14 protein-coding genes are annotated in these 18,821 nt (G+C 59.3%); all 14 read right to left on the minus strand.

All coding sequences use genetic code 11. The features are described 5' to 3' along the window. Nucleotides 1–104: 104 nt before the first annotated feature. The gene (locus Q7T26_02300; protein ID MDO8530988.1) at nucleotides 105–1,628 is read right to left on the minus strand and encodes an ABC transporter substrate-binding protein; all 1,524 of its coding nucleotides are present in this window, start codon (nucleotides 1,626–1,628) and stop codon (nucleotides 105–107) included. 687 nt (nucleotides 1,629–2,315) lie between these two features. Next, on the minus strand, nucleotides 2,316–3,509 hold the full coding sequence (locus Q7T26_02305) for a MaoC family dehydratase N-terminal domain-containing protein (protein MDO8530989.1): 1,194 nt from the start codon (nucleotides 3,507–3,509) through the stop codon (nucleotides 2,316–2,318). A gap of 85 nt (nucleotides 3,510–3,594) precedes the next feature. Beyond that, the gene (locus tag Q7T26_02310; GenBank protein MDO8530990.1) at nucleotides 3,595–4,815 is read right to left on the minus strand and encodes a CoA transferase; all 1,221 of its coding nucleotides are present in this window, start codon (nucleotides 4,813–4,815) and stop codon (nucleotides 3,595–3,597) included. A 15-nt stretch (nucleotides 4,816–4,830) separates the two neighbouring features. Then, entirely contained in the window at nucleotides 4,831–6,048 is a 1,218-nt protein-coding gene (locus Q7T26_02315; protein MDO8530991.1) for a CoA transferase, read from the minus strand. Between the two features lie 86 nt (nucleotides 6,049–6,134). After that, a complete protein-coding gene (locus tag Q7T26_02320; protein ID MDO8530992.1) occupies nucleotides 6,135–6,962 on the minus strand; it encodes an SDR family oxidoreductase in 828 nt (275 codons plus the stop codon). A 50-nt stretch (nucleotides 6,963–7,012) separates the two neighbouring features. Continuing rightward, nucleotides 7,013–7,912 carry an ABC transporter permease gene (locus Q7T26_02325; protein MDO8530993.1) on the minus strand — a complete coding sequence of 300 codons (900 nt, stop codon included), beginning with the start codon at nucleotides 7,910–7,912 and terminating at the stop codon, nucleotides 7,013–7,015. Nucleotides 7,913–7,944: 32 nt separating this feature from the next. Continuing rightward, nucleotides 7,945–8,901, minus strand: a complete 957-nt coding sequence (locus Q7T26_02330; protein ID MDO8530994.1) for an ABC transporter permease — start codon at nucleotides 8,899–8,901, stop codon at nucleotides 7,945–7,947. A 38-nt stretch (nucleotides 8,902–8,939) separates the two neighbouring features. Beyond that, entirely contained in the window at nucleotides 8,940–10,442 is a 1,503-nt protein-coding gene (locus Q7T26_02335; GenBank protein MDO8530995.1) for an ABC transporter substrate-binding protein, read from the minus strand. 312 nt (nucleotides 10,443–10,754) lie between these two features. Next, nucleotides 10,755–12,497, minus strand: a complete 1,743-nt coding sequence (locus Q7T26_02340; protein ID MDO8530996.1) for an ABC transporter substrate-binding protein — start codon at nucleotides 12,495–12,497, stop codon at nucleotides 10,755–10,757. Nucleotides 12,498–12,562: 65 nt separating this feature from the next. Continuing rightward, nucleotides 12,563–13,789: a CoA transferase gene (locus Q7T26_02345; protein ID MDO8530997.1), complete on the minus strand. Its 1,227-nt coding sequence runs from the start codon at nucleotides 13,787–13,789 to the stop codon at nucleotides 12,563–12,565. 18 nt (nucleotides 13,790–13,807) lie between these two features. Next, a complete protein-coding gene (locus Q7T26_02350; protein ID MDO8530998.1) occupies nucleotides 13,808–15,013 on the minus strand; it encodes a CoA transferase in 1,206 nt (401 codons plus the stop codon). Between the two features lie 134 nt (nucleotides 15,014–15,147). Beyond that, nucleotides 15,148–16,182 carry a hypothetical protein gene (locus Q7T26_02355; GenBank protein MDO8530999.1) on the minus strand — a complete coding sequence of 345 codons (1,035 nt, stop codon included), beginning with the start codon at nucleotides 16,180–16,182 and terminating at the stop codon, nucleotides 15,148–15,150. A gap of 274 nt (nucleotides 16,183–16,456) precedes the next feature. After that, on the minus strand, nucleotides 16,457–16,792 hold the full coding sequence (locus Q7T26_02360) for a hypothetical protein (GenBank protein ID MDO8531000.1): 336 nt from the start codon (nucleotides 16,790–16,792) through the stop codon (nucleotides 16,457–16,459). Between the two features lie 249 nt (nucleotides 16,793–17,041). Further along, a complete protein-coding gene (locus Q7T26_02365; protein MDO8531001.1) occupies nucleotides 17,042–18,793 on the minus strand; it encodes an ABC transporter substrate-binding protein in 1,752 nt (583 codons plus the stop codon). Between the last annotated feature and the right edge of the window lie 28 nt (nucleotides 18,794–18,821).

The raw sequence follows: 18,821 nt of genomic DNA on the forward strand, positions 1-18,821 counted from the left end.
ACGGGAGCAGTACCAGGCGCCTCCCGTCGTTGCAGGCTGACACACAACCGTGAGGGCACGCGCCCCTGTGGGGTGGGCGCGTCACGAGCGAGATGGTGCTGAGCCTAGCGGGAGTCGGAGTCGCGCCACACGCGTTCGAATCTGTGGTTGTTGTGCGGGCCCCATCCCGGCTCGTAGTTCTTCACATGGTTCCAGTAAGCGTTGTAGGCGACCAGCCAATAGCTGGTGACGAACGGGGCCTCATTAATCAGCAAGTCCTCCAGCTCACGAATTGCCTTCGCCCGGAGGTCCTTGTTTTGCTCCTTCTCCTGGGCGAAATACAGGTCGCGCGACCGCTCATTGCCATAGTTGGTCTCGTTGTAGCCCGCCACATCGCCCTTTACGGGTGGCATCCAGTAGACGTTGCGGCCCACCGCATAGGCGTTCAGTGGGTTTGCGGCCACGACGGTCATGTCCATGTCACGACGCGCGCGCGTCAGATCAAACTTGGCTGTGTCCTCCAACGAAATCGAGGCGCTGATACCCAGTTTTGTGGACAACTCGTTGGCGAAAAACTCGGCGCCAGATACATACGTGGTAAATCCGGCCCTCGTCCTGATAGTGGTCTTGAAGCCCTCCGGGTAGCCGGCTTCGGCCATTAGTTTCTTGGCCGTTCTGAGGTCTTCCTGACCACCCGGCGAGTCCTTGGGGCGAAATCCCGGGAGGCTGAGGTACGCCTGCTGAGAACGGGCGAATTGGCCGACGGGCGGAAACAGCGTGCCTACCTGACCTACGCCTTCGCCGAGGATGTTTATGGCCTTTTGCCGGTCCACGGCCAGGGAAATGGCGCGACGCACGCGGATATCATCAAAGGGCTTGCGGTTGTTGTTCATCATGAGCGTGACGGACTCGCCCCGGAAGAACGGTTTGACTGCTATGGCGCGTCCCGAACGCTCAATCTGCTCCTTGTTGCTCCGCGAGAGCGCAATATTGCCTCCCGTCAGGTCTATACGACCAGCCAGTAGAGCGGCAACTTGAGTGCCGGCATCCTGTATTTCCACGATGCGTAGCTCGTCAATGTAAGGCATGCCCGTCCGAAAATAGTCTTTGTTCCTCTTCAGAATGGCGCCTACACCACGGCTGTATTGTTCCAAGCGGAACGGCCCTGTCCCAATGAACTTTGACACGCTGCTGATCTGCTGGTCTGGCTCAACAATATGCTTGGGCATGACGTAGATGTTCCCGTGCGCAATCCAGTTGATGAATCCGTTCGACGGGTCCTTGAGCTGAAACTCCAACGTGCGCGGCCCGCGGGCTACAACGTCCTTGACCATGGTGAACTCAGCCGCGCGATTACTCGCCTTGCCTGGCGGCGGCTGGAGCCACAGTTTCCACTTCGCCACTTCATCGTCAGCGGTGAACGACTTGCCGTCATGCCACTTGGCCTCGGTCAGTTGAAACGTGACTTTTGTCCCGTCCGGACTCACGTCCCAGCTTGTCGCAAGGTCCGCGATAATCTCGGTGTTGCTAGTGGGGTCATACTGGAGCAGTCCGTTATAGACAGGCGCCGCCAGGATCACAAGAGCGGAGCTTACCTGCCACAATGCATCCAGTGTGGGTGGGGGCGTGGGATTGATCTCTGTCACCATGCCACCCAGTTTTGGACGGGCGCTGTCGCCAGACGCGGCAGGAGTAGCAGGTATCGCCGTTGCGGCCGGGGAAGAAGGGCGACTGGGTGAAGCCGGGACTGGCGTCGCCTGAGCCGTTTGAGTAGGGGCCGAGACCTGAGTCGGGAGAGGGCTGGAGGGTGCGCTAGGAGGTGTCGTTGGTGTGGCTGCTGGAGCACAGGCACTCAAGATAATGCTACCAGCAAGACAAACGGCCATGACTTTGATGAACGGGAGTCTGGCGCGTGAACCGACATTGCCTGGCATATTCTCCCCCTCGTGTAGCCATTCGGATCCGCGATACGCGAACCCTGCGGCAAGCAATACGTGCCGTGGAATGTATCACGGCTTGCACCACTACGTCAACAAGCGGCCTCAAGATGCGAAGGGGCTTCCGGCGAAGTTTACGTTGAGGCCCATCGGGGCGCCGCAACGCCCCGGCTCGTCCCTTTTCCTCCACCAACGCCTCAATATCGGGCCTCAGACAGGGCACTGGACCCCGGTCGATTGTACCTGCGCAACCAGCGACGGTTGACAGTCTACTACAAAGGGACTCCCTGTTGGTCAGATGCAAGAGTATTGCTAGAGGCTACGCGGGCTCTTGCCATACTCTTTCTGACCATCGCTTTCTTCGCCGAGGCGGGTCTCTAGTCCCCCAAAGCAAGCCCGCTAGAGGCTCTGGTAGGGATTGCCCGGCTGGTCGCGCGTGGGAAGCACGACCTCGGCGCGCCCGGGCATCGTTATACCCCGTTGGTTCTCCGCCCAGACTTCCACTGCCACGACATGATGGCCGTCCTTCACGTATTTGTCCTTGACGACGCCCTTGCATCGGGTGATGTCCATGATGTGGTTCATAGCCCGCGCTTCGATTTGCAGCGACTTCAGGAACCCATCATCGCCGATCCAGTTCGTCAGGAGATGGGTGACCCACGACACACGCTGCGGACCGACGTCATAGGCGCCTGGCGCGCCGATGCGCTTGGCGAATTCATTGTCCCAGTGAACACGGTTGGGGACATCCCGCACTCCGTGCTCATTGGTCACGCCCGCCGCCGGGTGGCGCTGGAAGTACTTCGTGCGAATTTCGAGAGCGAGATTAAACCGGCCGCCGCGCCCCGCGTACCAGCACACCATGTCCGTGATGAGGAGAGGCCCCTTGACCACAGGCTTGAGGCTCTCGCCTATCTGCACGTCCTCCCAGTAGCGGGGGTTGGCGCCCCTGATCTCTTCGGAAAGGATCTCCTCCTCAATCTGAGCGATCTCTTCCGCGGTATACGTCGGGGCGGTGACAGCGCCGTATTTCTTGGTTTCGTGACCCTTGTCCCGCTCGATGCGCATGGAGTAGTCCTGACACTTGGCAACAATTACTCCCTTGCCGTTCCTGAAAACCTTCTCCTGGGTTTCAAGCAATTGCCGCCCCGCGAAACGCCCGCGCTTTTCCTGGACGTCAGCCAGGTACTCGGTAGGCGCCAATCGGTCGCCCAGCCTTACGGGGACATACCACTCCCACTTGCAACCGGACCAGAGGCCGTGAATGCCCGGCAAGGCGCCTCCCCTCCCGCGCCGCTTCTCCTCTTCGGTAAGCTTCCTCTTTTTCGACGTGTCATCGTAGCCGCCCCCGTACCAGCAGCAGTACAGAAAAGCGGGTGGCGCGATAACAGTCTTCCAGCCCGTTTTCGCCGCATACTCCTCACTGCGATAAAGAGGGTTCATGTCGCCGATGCCGTCGCAGAAGTGCCGAATGTTGTCAGGATGGGCCCATTCACAATAGGGCTGAGTCCAGGGACGTTCAATTCCAATGCGGCCGCGCAATGCGGCTATGGCCTCGTCAGTGATCTTTGGAAACGTCTGCTGTGTTGTCATAGCCTGTCCTCTCCTTGAATTTGGTATTCCGGCGAAGGGCCGCTACCCGGAGGCGATACGCCAGGGGATCGCCAACGCAGCACCGCTAGTAGATGACCTTGCTTTTCTCCTTCTCCTGCACCGTTTCGCGACTCATGCCCAGCAGTTCATTAAAGACAAGCCCGTTATGCTCTCCAAACAATGGAGCGGGCTTTGCCGTGTCCAGAGGCGTGGCAGAGAACTTCCATTGGGGGCCGATGACCGTGCGCTTCCCGAGGGCCTTGTGCTGAAACTCTTTGTAAATGCCCCGTGATTGAGTGTGTGGGTCAGTGAAGAGGTCCTTGCTGCTCATGGACGGCATGGCCGCGACTCCGGCGTTCTGGAGCGCATGCATGACGTCGTAAGGCTTGCGCGTCCTCGTCCACTCAGCGACCGCGGAGTCCAGGGCCGCCCTGTTCTTCCAGCGCACGTGGGGGTCCGCGAACTTGACATCGGTTATCCACTCTGGCCGCCCCAGTACCCGGCAAAAGGCCTGCCACTCCCGCTCGGCCCCCACGGCGATGCTCACCCAGGAGTCCTTGTCCGCGCAGGGGTACACATTGTGGGGAGCCATGACGTGGTCTTCATTGCCCTTGCGTGTCGGATTCCTGCCGTTCATTGTGTAGTCAAGGTACATGTCCCCCAACAGGGCTCCCACAGCTTCCCGCGCGGACAAATCAATGTGTTGGCCTTCGCCCGTCTGTTTTCTGTGGAACAGCGCGGCGGCGGTGGCGAATGCGACGGTCGTCGCGGCTGTGGCATCAATGGTGGCCCGCCCCTCCGTAGGCTGACCCCCGACGTATCCGGTCGCGTCGGAAAGGCCTGAAAGCGCCGCGAATATGCCTGCGTAGCCTGCGTACTGCCGTTCAGGGCCGCGGCTTCCCATGCTGGACAAGGATAGGACGATGATGTCCGGCCTTTCCCTCCGCATGTCGGCGTAGCCCAGGCCAATCTTGTCCATCTTCCCCGGGCGCATGTTGGCCACCGCCACGTCCGAGATGCGGAGCAGGCCTCTCACTATGTCTCGACCGTCGGGGTTGGTAAGGTCAACAGTGACGCCTAATTTGCACTGGTTGTTGTCGTTGAACCGCGGAACCATATTGAGGAAATTCGGATCGTCGCTGAGCCCCGGAGAACGGCGTCCCGAGTCCAAATGGCGCCTGCTCTCCACCTTGATGACCTCAGCGCCCATGAAAGCGAGCAACGTGGCGCCGTATGGACACGCCATCTGCGTGCTGAAGTCCAAGATGCGGACCCCGCTCAGAGGGTATATCGACATGGACGTCATCGCCTTCTTCCTTCCTTATATCACGCCGGCCAGTCGCAGCTCGACCATTTCCGTCTTGCTGATGCCCAGGCGCCCTGAATAAACCTCTTCATTGTGCTGGCCCAAAAGAGGCGCGGGCCTCTTGAACGACACCGGCGTCTGAGAAAAATGGTACCCGGCTGTGGGGTACGCGAACTTACCCGCGACTGGATGTTGAACGTCGGCCATGAAGCCCTGGACGCGCGTCTGCGCTGAGTTGATCGCTTCACCGATCGTGTACACGGGGCCAACCGCGCAGTCGTGGGCCTGAGCCTGGTGGTACACCTCGTCCTTGGTGTGGGTCTTGAGCCATTCAATGACCAGGCCGTTGACTTCCTTCTTTAGCGCGACTCTGCTTTCGGCGTTCTTGTAGCGTTCCTCCTGAGTCCACGCCGGCCTCCCCATGATCTCCACGAGTCCCTCCCACATGCGCGCCTCGAAGGCCATGACCACCGCGAACCCGTCCTTGCACGGCATGAGGCCACCGATAGGGAGCTCACGCACTGACCGTGTCTCTACAAAGTCCTCGTTCGGGTACCGCGCCAGCACAACCCGGCTCAGAGCCATCAGCGCTTCCTGCTTGGAGATATCAATGTGCTGCCCTGACCCGATGGCGTCCCGTCCATACAGAGCGCATGCAGCGGCGATTGCGGCCGTGAGACCGGCGACGTACTCTCCAAAGTACCCAGCAATCTTGATGGGTTCTCTGTCCGGGTACGTCGCGTAGCCCAGGCCGCCGGGAAGAGTGTACCCTTCGCCTCCCGCATGGAACGTATTCAACGGATATGCCTTGTAGTTCTTGTACGGGCCTGATTGCCCGAATGGAGTGATGGACACCATAATCAACCGGGGATTGATGGCCCGCAGCGTCTCGTATCCAAGTCCCGCCTTGTCGAGTTCTCCCGGCTCACGGTCTTCAATCAGAACATCCGCGTTCTTCAGCAGTTGCAGCAGTATGTCCTTGCCTGACACTGTGTTGCAGTTGAGCGTCACGCCGCGCTTGTTGGTGTTCGCGTAGAGGAACAGCCCGCTTTGCTCGCTGTTCGGTATATCGCCCAGGAACGGGCCTCTGGACCGCGCCCTGTCCCCGACCAGCGGCGGCTCGACTTTGACGACATCGGCGCCCAGGTCGGCCAATAGCTTGCCGCAGTAGGGCGCCGCCGCGAGTTCACCTATTTCGACAACGTTAACGCTTTCGAAAACGTTCTTGCTCATGTCACAGTCCCCTTTTTATGCATGACTTGCTACAATGCCGTATGGCGGCTCATCACCCAAAAGGCGCAGGTCCTTCTCCCGCATGGCTAGACGGAGTAGTACGCTCCCCCATTGATTTGAATGGACTGGCCGGTGATGTAAGCGGCGTCGTCCGAAGCCAGGAAGCCCACCAGCTTGGCCAATTCCCACGGCTCCCCGCGTCGTCCAACCGGGATGCCGGTTTCCAGCGGGCTTCCCGAAACGCGCCCGCCACCATCAATCGCTGCTGTTGAAACGGTGGGAGATTTGCCTCCGGCGAAGGGCTCGGCGTTCCGAAGGCCTTCGTGCCACACAATGGGCCGCGTTGTGTTGAACGGACCGGGGACGACGCAGTTGACCGTGATGCCATAGCGGGAAAACTCTGACGCCTGCGCTCTTGTCAGACCGGAGATGCCTGACTTGGCGGCCACGCAATGCGCCCTCTCTGTCTTGCCGTAATAGGCGTCACGTCCCGAGATGTGGATGATGCGTCCCCAGCGCCTTTTTATCATGTCCGGCAGGGTCAGTTTCGTCGTACGGAAGCACCCGCCAAGGTTGACCGCCAGGACGAGGTTCCATTCTTCTTCCGATATGTCCAGGAACGGCGTGGGCGGGCGAATGCCAACCATGTTGACTACGATGTCCACGCGCCCAAATGCTTCATTGGCGCTCTTGACGATCCGCTCGACATCCGACATGGAACCCACATCGCCGATCGCGGCCATCGCCCTGACGCCTTTCGCACGACACTCAGCCACCACGCTCTCAATCTCGGCCTTGTTCGTGCGGGCATTGACCACTACGTCAGCGCCTAGTGAGGCCAGCTCCAACGCCGTAGCTTTGCCCATGTTCCGGCCCGCGCCTGTTACCAAGGCAACCTTGCCTTTTAGTCTCACGGAAACCCCTCTCACTGGTTCTTTCCTCTGCCCTGCATACCCATTTATATCTAACGGAGTCTTGGGTCCAGAACGTCCCGCAGGCTGTCGCCCAGAAGGTTGAATCCAAATACGGCCAGGCTAAGGGCGACCCCAGGATATATCGCCATCCACGGCGCCACCTCCATGTATTCCCGTCCCGCGCCGGCCAGCATGCCTCCCCAGGACGGAGTTGGAGGGGGAGTGCCCACGCCAAGAAAGCTCAAAGAAGCCTCTACAATGACAGCCGCACCCAGCGCACCCGTGGCGTACACGATGTACGGAGCGACGCAGTTGGGAACAACATGCAAAAACACGACGCGCAGCGGGCCAGCGCCAACTGCTCTGGCAGCCTCAATGTACTCCCTTTCTCTGACAGATATCGCGGCGGAGCGCACGATGCGGGCTGAGCGCGGCATCTGAACAGTCCCTATGGCGAGCACCACGTTGCCCACCGATGGTCCCAGTACCGACACCATCCCGAGAGCCAAGACCAGGGTAGGAAACGCCATGATCACATCCACGAGCGAACGCTGCACGATCATGTCGAACCGGCCCCCAATATAGCCGCTCAGGACACCCAGGATGGCGCCCGCACTCGTGCCAAGGCCTACCGACAGCAATGCGACGTAGAGCGAGATGCGCGCGCCGAAGATGACTCTGCTCAGCACATCACGGCCAAAGTTGTCCGTGCCGAACGGGTATGTGACGCCCGGAGCTGTCAGAGGAGTCGCATAATTCATGGCGATGGGGTCATAAGGAGCGACTATCTGAGCCCCCAGCGCAAGCAAGACCATCAGGCAGATTAGCAAACCTCCGATGGCGCCCAGGGGCTTGCGTCTGCAAAAGCGAACCAAAGAGGCGGCCACGCCGGAATAGCCGCCTGTGCCCGCGGCTATCACGCGGGTCCCGACGGACGCGGTCCGAGCCATGCTCTCTCCCCATCTAGCCTGGGCCAGCTTGATCAGCTAAAGCGGATACGAGGATCCAACCACCCGTATGTGATATCAACGAGGAGGTTGACGACCATAACGATAAGGGTCAGGACGAGCATGAAGGTTTGTATGACGGGATAGTCCCGCTGCTGAATCGCCCCGACAAGAGCCAATCCCATCCCTGGCAGCATGAAGATAGACTCCGCCACAACAGACCCTTCCAATGCCACGGCTATTTGAATGCCCGCCAGCGTAACAACGGGAAGCATCATGTTCTTCAAGGCATGGCGAATCACTACGGCGCGTTCTTTGAGGCCTTTGGACCACGCGGTGCGGATGTAGTCCTGGCGCAACACCTCGAGCATCGTGGCGCGCGTCATCCGGGCCAGATACGCTGACAGGAAATAGCCCACGGCCAGCGCCGGCCATATGACCTGCTGAAGATTGACCAACGGGTTTTCAAACAGTCCTGTATATCCCATTGGAGGAAACCAGTTGAACCATACGACAAGGGAAAAGAGTATCAACGTCCCCGTCCAGAAGGATGGCATGGTCAGGCCGAAGACGCTCACAATACGCAACAACTGGTCAACGAGCGTGTCCTGACGAAGCGCGCATATTACTCCTGTGGGAATCGCGATGAGTATAGACATCAGTACGGTCAGAACGGCAAGCTCAAAGGTCACGGGGAACCGCAGCTTGATCTCATCAACGATTGGCCGACCAGAGTGCCAGGAGTGTCCGAGGTCCAGACGAACAATACGCCACAGCCACTCCACATACTGGATGTGCAGGGGTTGGTCCAAGTTTAGTTCCGCTCGGACTCTGGCCATGTCCGCCAGCGTGCCAGCGCCCTGCCCGCCTCCGGTAACGATTGCCATAGCGGCATCTCCAGGCATCACGCGCATGATGACAAATGTCAACACGGTGACACCGAGGAGCACAGGCACCGTCAAGAGCAACCGCTTTATGACATAGGCGCGCATGTTCCCACTCTGCCGTCCACTTCTCTTGTTTTGACGCCTTACTCAGGCGTCTTCCACGCATCCTCATAGCGCTGACTATCAAGCTGCCCCGCGTTTTGAAGATGCAGGTTGCGCACGCGGTTCCATGCCGCGCGATAGCCGTCCGGATGCACCAGCACCACACCGTAGACTTGCTCGACCGACAGGTACCGATCAAGAGCCGCGGACTTCTTCCTCGCCTCAGCCATATCCACGGTCTGCGCGACTTGGTCAAACATCGCATCCAACCTGGCATCGGAGAGCTGGCTGAATATCTGACCCGAGCTGACGTAGTACTCCGCGACATCGTCAGGGTGCCCTGTGGGCATGGATAGGAGTCCGAAGTAGGCCGGGAACTCTCGCTTGGAGCCCGATTCCCAGTAAGGCACTTGGGCCAATACGCGCAGGGTGGCGCGTATACCTAGCTTTCGCAGCTCGTTCTGGAACCACACGGCCGCGCTCTGGTCCTCTTGCCTCACTGCCATGACAACGTCTGTGCCCGCAGCATATCCAGCGTCGGCCACAAGCTGCTTTGCCCTTGCCGCGTCCTGGTCCTTCGGCTGGCGAAAACCAGGCATGGCGAGGACTTCTTCCTGAGGCATGGACCACGGGTTCGGATAGAAGGCGCCGCCGATGACTCCCACGCCGTCCGCCAGTAACTTCAGGGCTGCCTGCCGGTCAGTCGCAAGGTGCACGGCCTGTCGCACACGGAGGTCATCAAACGGCTTCTTAGCTGGATTGAAGCGAACGGTGTATTGAAGTGCGGTTTTGATCTGGTAGATGCTCACCTTGCCAGCAAGCTGGCTTTGTACAATCTGCAACTCCGCGGGGGTCAGGTAAGTACCTCCGCCAACGGACGTGATATCTACTCGTCCCGCTCTAAAGGCGGCAAATTGGGTGGCCCTGTCGGGAATGATGTAATACGTGATGCCATCCAGATAAGGCAGCTCCTTTATCCGGTACTGCGGATTCCTTTCAAGCACGACCGAAACGCCGTGCTTCCACTCCTTCAGCTTGAACGGACCTGTTCCCACTGCCTGTGTATCAAGAACCCTGTCGGTATATTTCCCATCCGCGTCTTTCATCAAATGAGCGGGGGGAATTCCCTGACGCGACTCGCTGATGTGCAGCAGAAACACCGAGTCGGGCCTGGCGAGTGTTACCCGCACGGTGTACGGATCAACCACGTCTACCTTTGTAATAGAGCGATAGTAGGCGGTGAGGGCTATCCGGGTAACAGGCGGGTCCGCCTTGATCCGCAGGAAAAACGCTACGTCCTCAGCGGTGAAAGACTTTCCATCCTGCCACCGCACGTCCTTGCGCAGCCGGAACGTGTACTGCAACCCGTCAGGGCTGGCTTCCCAGGACTCCGCCAGGTCAGGGATTATCTTGTCCCACGGCGCCGTGGGGTCGCGCCGCAGAAGATATTCGTAGATCGGAAAAATCACGTGGTGCGTGGTGATGCTCGAGTCTTTAACCGCATTCAAGCTGGGCGGCTCTCCACGTTGCGCGATAGTCAGCATGCCGCCGTAGACCGGTTTCTCTCCTGGCCGGACCGAGGGCACCGGTGTTGCCACAGATGTGGGAGTTGGCACGACAACGGGTCGAGGGGTGCTCACCGACGGCACGGACGTCGCCGTCGCACTGGCGCTTGGCTGCGCCGGGGCTGACGTCGGCGCCGCACTTGGCGTCACCGCCACAGGAACAGCGGGAGCGCATGCCACTCCCACCAGCAGAAGTGCTGCCACTATACTGTTGCCTCTCAGAGCCTTAAGCCTATGCATATCCGTTCTCCCTTGCGCACTCTGCCAGGCCGTATCCTTCACATTGACGCCTTACTCAGGCGTCTTCCACGCATCCTCATAACGCTGACTGTCGAGCTGCCCCGCGTTTTGAAGATGCAGGTTGCGCACGCGGTTCCATGCCGCACGATAGCCGTCCGGATGCACCAGCACCACACCGTAGACTTGCTCGACCGACAGGTACCGATCAAGAGCCGCGGACTTCTTCCGTGCTTCCGTCATGTCCACCGTGCGCGCTACGGCATTGAACAGCTCGTCCACTTTCGGGTCTTGCAGCTGGGAGTATATCTGCGCCGTGCTCAGGTAATAATCGCCCAGGTCGTCCGGGTGCCCGGTCGGCATGGACTTGGTCCCGAAGTACACGGGAAACTCTTTCTTGCTGGACGAATCGTAGTAAGGAGTGTTCGCCATCGGCCTAAGCGTGGCGCGGATGCCTATCTGTCGCAGCTCGTTCTGGAACCACTCCGCCGGCTTCTGGTCTTCCTGTCTGACCCCCATGATGATGTCCGTGCCGCTGGTGTATCCGGCATCCGCCATAAGCTGTTTCGCCTTCGCTACGTCCTGGTCCTTGGGCTGGCGGAACCCCGGCATGGACACCACCTCTTCCGGAGGCATGGACCATGGGCTGGGATAGATCGCGCCGCCTATCAATCCGACCCCGTCCGCGGTCAGTTTCAAAGCGGCCTGCCTGTCGGTGGCCAGATGGACGGCCTGCCGTACGCGAAGGTCGTCAAAGGGCTTCTTGGCGGGGTTGAAAAGGACGGAGGTCTGAAGCGCCGTCTTTGTGTAATAAATGCTCACCTTGCCCGCAAGCTGGCTCTTCGTGACCTGAAGCTCCGCGGTGGTCAGGTAGGCTCCGGCGCCGACGCCCGTGATGTCAACGCGCCCGGACCTGAACGCCGCGAACTGCGTGGCCCTGTCTGGAATGATGTAGTACGTGATGCCGTCTAGATACGGCAGGCCCTTGATGCGGTACTGGGGGTCCTTCTCCAGCACCACGGACGTACCGTGCTTCCATTCCTTGAACTTGTAGGGGCCCGTGCCTACCGCCTGCGCGTCAAGGACTTTGTCCGTGTACTTGCCGTCCGCGTCCTGCATCAAGTGAGCGGGGGCCACTGACTGCCGCGACTCGCTGACGTGCAAAAGGAACGACGAGTCAGGCGCGGCCAGAGTGACGCGCACGGTGTAGAGGTCAACCACGTCCACCTTGGATATAGAGCGGAAATAGGATGCCAGAGCTATGCGAGGGACAGGCGGATTGGCCTTCGTCCTCAGATAAAACGCCACATCCTGGGCACCGAAAGGCTTGCCGTCCTGCCACTTCACGTCTTTGAGAAGGCGGAACGTGTACTGCGTTCCGTCGGAACTCACATCCCACGACTCCGCCAGATCAGGAATGATCTTGTCCCACGGGGCCTTCGGGTCTCGGCGCAGTATGTATTCATAAATTGGGAACGTGGCATGGTGCGTGTTGATGCTCGGTTCCTTGACCGGATTCAGACTGGGCGGCTCCGTCCGGTGCACGATGCTAAGCATGCCCCCGTAGACGGGCTTCTCGCCGGGTAGCACAGCCGCAGCCGGTGTCGCCACCAGCGTGGGCGTCGGAGGAAGAATAGGCCGCGGCGTGCTCGTCGGTGGCGCCGCTGGAGCGGCCGGAGCCGCCGGAGCCGTGGGCGCGCTTGACGCCGTTGGCTGGTTGGGTGGTGGAGCGGCGGGACCTGGAGCGGGCGACGGAGCGGGAGCGCACGCCACCCCCGCCAGCAGAAGTGCTGTCACTATACTGTTGCCTCTTAAAGCCTTAAGCCACGACATGTCCTTCTCCATCAGGGTGCTGAATATGGTTAGCGTATGACGCCTTCTCGCGCCATTTCTTGGAACTCCAAATCTGTAAACCCCAGCAGGCTGCTGAAAATATAGCCATTATGCTCCCCTACGAAAGGAGCATGGCGCCTGAGAGACCCCGGCGTGCGGCTGAATTTCCATGGAATTCCCGAAACCACCTCTCCGGGCAGTAGGGGATGGTCCAGACGTTCGTAGGTATGGCGAGCCTTGAAGTGAGGATCCTCATATTGTTCCGCATAGGTTATCACAGCCGTCGCCGCTACGCCAGCTTTCTGAAGCATCTGGGCGGCCTCCTGGGGCGTATGGTTCAGAGTCCACTGAGACAACTGCTCGTCAAGCGCCTGGGCGTGGAGCACGCGTTGATCGGAAGTCGCGAAGCGCGGATCCCTCGCCCACTCCGGATCGCCCAGGACACGGCAAAGGCTCCGCCATTCACCGTCGCTGCCAACGGCAATGGCGACCCATCGGTCATCTCCCTTGCAGCGGTAGTTTCCGTGCGGCGCCATGTTGGGGTGCCAGTTCCCCCTGGGCTGCGGCACGCGCCGCGTAAGCACGTACTCCAGGAACGCCTGCCCCAGAACTGTCGCGGTTGCTTCCCACGCGGAAAGGTCTATGTACTGGCCCTGTCCCGTGCGGTTCCTGTGCAAAAGAGCGGTAAGCACAGCAACAACCGCGTAGGCGGCCGCGGTGGCGTCGCCATAGCCGGAACGCAGCCCCGCGAGAGGGCCGTCCCGATAGCCCATCACGCTGTCCGCGCCAGCGAGCGCTGACATTGCGGGAGCATACACCACGATGCTGCTCAATGGGCCGCGCTGCCCCGCCGACGAAAGCGACACCATCACCAACTGTGGGTTGAAGCGACGCAGAGAGGGGTAGTCCAGACCAGCGCGGGCAAGCACGCCTGGAGTGAAGTTCTCGAACACAACATCACTCTGAGTCACGAGTCTGCCAATCACATCTTGCGCTTTCGGCTGCGTGATATCCACCGTGATGTCGAGCTTGTTACGACCCAGGCTGTGAAAGCTCGGCCTGCGCTCTTCGGGGTCCGTGACGCCCTTTCCGGGATTGCCCAACCGGAAACCGTCAAGGTGCTGGCGCGATTCCACCTTGATTACTTCAGCGCCCATGTCAGCCAGCATCTGACCGGGCTGTCCGCCCGCGAGGGCCGTGCCGAAGTCGATAACGCGATAACGGCGGAGAGGCAGTACGCTAGTCGTGTTCTGCATGCACACAGATCCTAACCGCTAAATCACGCCGGAACGACGAAGCTTCTCAAGGTCGTCATTGCTCAGGCCGAGGTCCCCGCAAAAGACGTTTTCATTATGCTCTCCCAACTTGGGAGGCGGGCTGTGCGCCGCGCAGGGGGTCTCCGAGAAGTGATACGGTGACCCTGGCGCTGAGATTTCTCCGATGTCTTCTCTGAATATGCGGGTGAAAAAGCCTCGATACTGCAACTGCTCATCCCGCATGACTTCGTCTATCGTCTGGACTGGCGCGACGGGGACGTGCGCCTCCCGACAGAGTGCGAATATCTCATCTTTGGTATGTTCCATCAGCCAGGGAGCCAGAAGGGCGTCCACCTCCTCCGGGTACTTCGTTGCCATTGCGTGACGGTCCCGGTATCGAGGCTGCTTCGTCCACTCAGGGTCTCCCATGACCTTGACGAACCGGATCCATTGGGCTACCTGAGGAGCTATCATGCTGATATACCCGTCCTTGCAGCGCCATAGGCCGTTGGGGAAAACCTCCCCCCTGCCGCTTCTGCCAGACCGTCTTCCCACCGTAAGCCCATCCCAAATATAAAGACCTGTGTGCATCGCGGCGATGCAGTCACTAACGGAGACATCAACATGCTGACCAAGCCCGCTCATGTCCCGTTCAAGGAGCGCCACGCAGGAAGTGGCGCAACCGTAGAGCCCTCCCGCATAGTCCATCAGATCATAGGGCGGCGCCAGCGGCTCCCTGTCCGAGCTTCCATTGACTGTCGTGACCCCGCCCATGGCGCTCGCCTGGATGCTGTACCCCCGAAAATCGCGGTAGGGACCACTCTGTCCAAAGGGAGTGATGGAGGTCGCGACCAGAGCAGAGTTCACACCTTGCAGCGTCTGATAAGTGAGCCCCAGGCGCTCCATGTGGGCAGGAGCGTTGTTTTCTACCAAAAGGTCAGCGCGTTTCATGAGACGAAGGAACAGATCCCGACCTCGTGCGTCCTCCACATTAAGCGTGACCCCGCGCTTGTTGGTGTTGAGGTAAAGAAAGAGCGCGCTTTTCTCCGAGTCAGGCACGTCATTGGGGAACGGGCCGCGCTGACGGGACTCATCGCCCTGGAGTCGCTCCACCTTGATGACCTCCGCGCCGAGGTCGCCCATCAGCTTCGCGCAAAAGGCGGCGGAGATGTTGTTCCCATATTCGACAACTCGGAACCCTGCCAAGGCGGACGAAGGAGTCATTCCCTGCCTCTAATGTGCGCATTCCGGCGAGTGGCATTTCATCCCGCGGCTCCCGAATGTGGTCCCGCCGCAACGCAGCCTCATGCTATTGGTCATCACACGGCTTGTCAAGAAATTGATCCCGTCCGTTCTGTTCAAGAGGGAATGCGTCTCGTAACGGCAAAGGCCATGCCAAGAGTGTGACACGCCACCGAATGGTATCCGCCATGCCCGCCGGCCACAACGATCAGAAACTGGTCAGCCCGAGCCGCCAGCCGAACATAGTCACCCTGGATTTGGTCTGGGACACCAGCCCGCATTGACTCGAGCCGGGGCGGAGGGAACCACGACGCGGGCATTTTGCTCGTTAATTCGAGCAGACGTTCTTTGGCCTGCTGCTTGGAAAAGTCCTGAGCGATCAGCGCCGCATGATCAGGGCACAAGATTATCACTATCTCACCGTAACCATAGCGAATAAACACGTTGTTGCTGCCGATGACCTCCATCGAATGGGCGAGCGTCATGAGCATATGCTCGGCGCGCTTGCTGTCCTTGTCATGCACGTTTATCGTACCTGTGGGCGCCGCCACAGTTACCGTACTGTCCTCGGCCTTGAAACCGCGCTCGACATGCAACGGCTCCCACGGGTTTTTCTCTTCATACTCTCCGAGGCAAAAACTATAGCGGCCGGGTTGAGAGTGGGTGGATTTGGAGACTTTTCCTGGAACGCGGCCCGCCAGGTTGATCATGGCGAGGCTGACTGCCCGACCTATAGTTGCGTTGGCGCGGTTCCCTGGACCGAGAACGCTCCATGAGCAGTTGATATCCAGTTTGGCCCGAATAGGCCCATTTATTATCAGCATGGGAGCAGATGGGTTTGTCGAAGTGTTCATCATGAGCAATGCATATTTAGGATCGGTGAGCGCCTCAATAGCCGTCACCACCACGGGGAAGTACTGCGGCAGGCACCCCGCCATGACGGCATTGACCGCCAACGCTTCGATAGTAGCGGCAGCACGCCTGGGGGGTAACTCAGCGACTACTTCCTGCGGCGAACGTGGCACACTCGCCATCATTTTCTCGACGCGGTCGGCCGTCGGGGGTATGATCGGCAGGCCGTCGGTCCATCCGCGTTCATATGCCCAGGCATAGACGTCATCAATGGACCCGAGTAGCTCATGGACATCCATAGGCTTGTTACCTCTTTCGCGCGGGAATCTCACGCCCACGGCAGGCGGCGCGTATGATCTCGTCAAACTTCGCCTCGGCGATGGACCGCACCTCCGCTACTGAAAGCGTCTCAAAGGGGTGGGGCACAACGACCATGGGCAAATCCGGATAACCTAACGACTTCGCGCAGCTATCCGCGAGATTTTTAAAAGCCTCCGCGACAATCGACACAGTAGGAATTCCCCGCTTCTCGACCTCGACGGCGTCGTGGATACACCACGCTGTGCAGCCTCCTCAGCCGGCCAGACCAATCACAGCCCAATCACAACCGGAAGCGAATGCGTCGAACTGTTTGGGCAGAGTGACCTGGTCTCGCCTGCTGCGGAGAGCCACATCTACGCGCCACGTTTTCTCGAGGTTCCATTCGTGTATTCCCGCGGGGTGCTCCCGCGCCAAGAGTAACTCCTTGAAGCGTGCCATAAACACATCAAAGTTGGACCATTGAATCCGGAAACCGGCAGTCTTACCGGCGACGGTGTCAAGCCGTGGCGACAGCTTGTGCCTGACAACATGTGTCTGGCCTGACGGATCAATAAGACGCCAGAGCACCTGTTCCCCAGTCGGGTTCATAGCGACACCTCCTCAATCGTAGGGCCGGGCTTGCTATTCTCGGGCAATCCGCGCGTCCTCGCAGCGCGGTAACCTTCGGAAAGGGTACCCGGAGCTCTCTCCGTACGCTTTCTCTGCCCGTCATTCCCCACTGTCATGCGGCGCCGGGCCAGCGCGTGGATGACGTGTACCTTCAACTCTTGCCCTTGTTTGCAGAGCAACGTGCTTCGGAACGCCAAGTTATACCTGTGTCCAAGACATCGTTATGTCCTATCGGTCCAGCCAGACTCTGTCCATCTTCAGATTGACGAAGGAGCCCGGCGCAGGATCGTAGTCCTTGACTTCGTTCCACCAAGCTCGTTGAAACACAAACCAGAATGCTACGGGATGGATGGCCAACTCCAGAATACGTTGCTGCGCCTTGACCGTCAACGCCTTGCGTTGGGCAACATCTAGCGTCTTTTTCTCTTGCTCAAAGAGGTTGTCGATTTCCTTGTCGCTGAACGCTCCGTAATTTCTCGGGCTGCCCGTGACGTAATACGCAAAAAACGTGTCGGGGTCGTCCAGAGCCTCACCGAAAGAAGTGAACACCAAGCTGAATCGAGCTGCCTCCAGCCGCTCATAAAGAACAGGAAGAGCCAATGGCTCAATGGGTTCGGTCAGGATTCCAACGGCAGCTAGTTGCTGCTGAATCACAGGCGCCAACTGATCCAGTCCCGCCAGAGTCAGCATCCCCGTCTTATAGCCATTTCCATATCCTGCTTCTGACAAGAGCCGTTTGGCTGAGGCAATGTCAGAGTCTTTGGGCTGGCGATAACCCGGGAAATTCCGTAGTTCTGCTTCTGAGAGGCCCCACTGACCAAGTGGCGGCATGGCCGCACCGATAGCGCCCAAGTTGTCGTTTACCTTTATCAGGTTTTGGCGGTCTAGAGCCATCTGCACAGCCTGTCGCACTCTCACGTCTTTCCAGGGTTCACGGGAGGTGTTCATGAACAACACGTACCGTGAGAAAGCGGCGTGCTCTTTCATGGTTGCCTTATCCGCCATCTCCCGCTTGATGACTGCCGCCTGGCTTGGAGTCATCGCTGTCCCGCCCATGGAAGTCATGCGCACCCGTCCAGTGCGGAATGCGGCAAGCCGCGTGTTCCCGTCTAGAATGACAAAGAAAGTTATCCCGTCCAAATACGGCAAAGACTTATCGTAGTAGGCGTTGTTCTTCGTCAACTGCATGCTAACGCCTCGGTCGTGCTTGGTCCAGAGGAAAGGGCCCGTACCGTTCACAACCCTCTTCATGTCCCCGGACGCCTGAATCGTGTGCTTGGGCATCACGGGAATCCAATCGGTTGCTATGCTCGGCAAGAAGGAAGCGGAGGGATACTTCAGTTTTACCTGAATAGTGGATGGATTCACGACATCCACTTTGTCCAATGCGGTCAAAAGAGCGGACCCCCGAGGACTCACACTGTTGTAATTTTCGGGATGGGCCATCCGCATCAAGCTAAATGCGGCATCATCCGCGGTGAATGGCCGACCATCATGCCACTTGACGTCAGCTCTCAGGTGGAAGGTATACACGGTGCCGTCTGCGCTGACATCCCATTTATCAGCGAGTTCGGGCACTATTTCGCTGTGCTGCAGATAGTGATACTTAACGAGTCCTTCGTAAACATTTCGGAGCGGAAAGATGACGGGCAGGCCAGTCTCCTGTTGCACATCATAGGTTGGGGGTTCTCCGTGAGCTGCTATGAGGAGTACCCCACCGCGCTTGGGAGCAACTTTGCCAGCAGCGGGAGTAGCAGTTGGGCCAGATAGCGATGGAGCAGGAGCAGGCGTGGGCTGACCAGACGGAGTTCGAGGCCCCAGCGTCGGGATAGGCGTCTGCGGAGCATTGGCGCTGGGCCCGGTCGCGGGAATGTTGGCAGTGGCGGGAACGGAGGGATTAGCCTGCGGGGCGCAAGCTTGCGCCAGCATGCTAACCATGACAAGGCAACTGAGCAAAAAGCCGGCAGCGTGCTTCTTCATAAACCCCTCCCTGTAACTCCTTATGTAT

This window comes from Dehalococcoidia bacterium (genome assembly GCA_030648205.1).
GTDB lineage: Bacteria > Chloroflexota > Dehalococcoidia > JAUSIH01 > JAUSIH01 > JAUSIH01.

Excerpts from the sequence above, each read along its gene's own strand:
- Q7T26_02330 (MDO8530994.1), bottom strand. The coding sequence starts at position 8,901 with ATGCGCGCCTATGTCATAAAGCGGTTGCTCTTGACGGTGCCTGTGCTC.
- Q7T26_02305 (MDO8530989.1), bottom strand. The coding sequence starts at position 3,509 with ATGACAACACAGCAGACGTTTCCAAAGATCACTGACGAGGCCATAGCC.
- Q7T26_02310 (MDO8530990.1), bottom strand. The coding sequence starts at position 4,815 with ATGACGTCCATGTCGATATACCCTCTGAGCGGGGTCCGCATCTTGGAC.
- Q7T26_02345 (MDO8530997.1), bottom strand. The coding sequence starts at position 13,789 with ATGCAGAACACGACTAGCGTACTGCCTCTCCGCCGTTATCGCGTTATC.
- Q7T26_02315 (MDO8530991.1), bottom strand. The coding sequence starts at position 6,048 with ATGAGCAAGAACGTTTTCGAAAGCGTTAACGTTGTCGAAATAGGTGAA.
- Q7T26_02335 (MDO8530995.1), bottom strand. The coding sequence starts at position 10,442 with ATGCTGACTATCGCGCAACGTGGAGAGCCGCCCAGCTTGAATGCGGTT.
- Q7T26_02325 (MDO8530993.1), bottom strand. The coding sequence starts at position 7,912 with ATGGCTCGGACCGCGTCCGTCGGGACCCGCGTGATAGCCGCGGGCACA.
- Q7T26_02350 (MDO8530998.1), bottom strand. The coding sequence starts at position 15,013 with ATGACTCCTTCGTCCGCCTTGGCAGGGTTCCGAGTTGTCGAATATGGG.
- Q7T26_02355 (MDO8530999.1), bottom strand. The coding sequence starts at position 16,182 with ATGGATGTCCATGAGCTACTCGGGTCCATTGATGACGTCTATGCCTGG.
- Q7T26_02300 (MDO8530988.1), bottom strand. The coding sequence starts at position 1,628 with ATGGTGACAGAGATCAATCCCACGCCCCCACCCACACTGGATGCATTG.
- Q7T26_02365 (MDO8531001.1), bottom strand. The coding sequence starts at position 18,793 with ATGAAGAAGCACGCTGCCGGCTTTTTGCTCAGTTGCCTTGTCATGGTT.
- Q7T26_02360 (MDO8531000.1), bottom strand. The coding sequence starts at position 16,792 with ATGAACCCGACTGGGGAACAGGTGCTCTGGCGTCTTATTGATCCGTCA.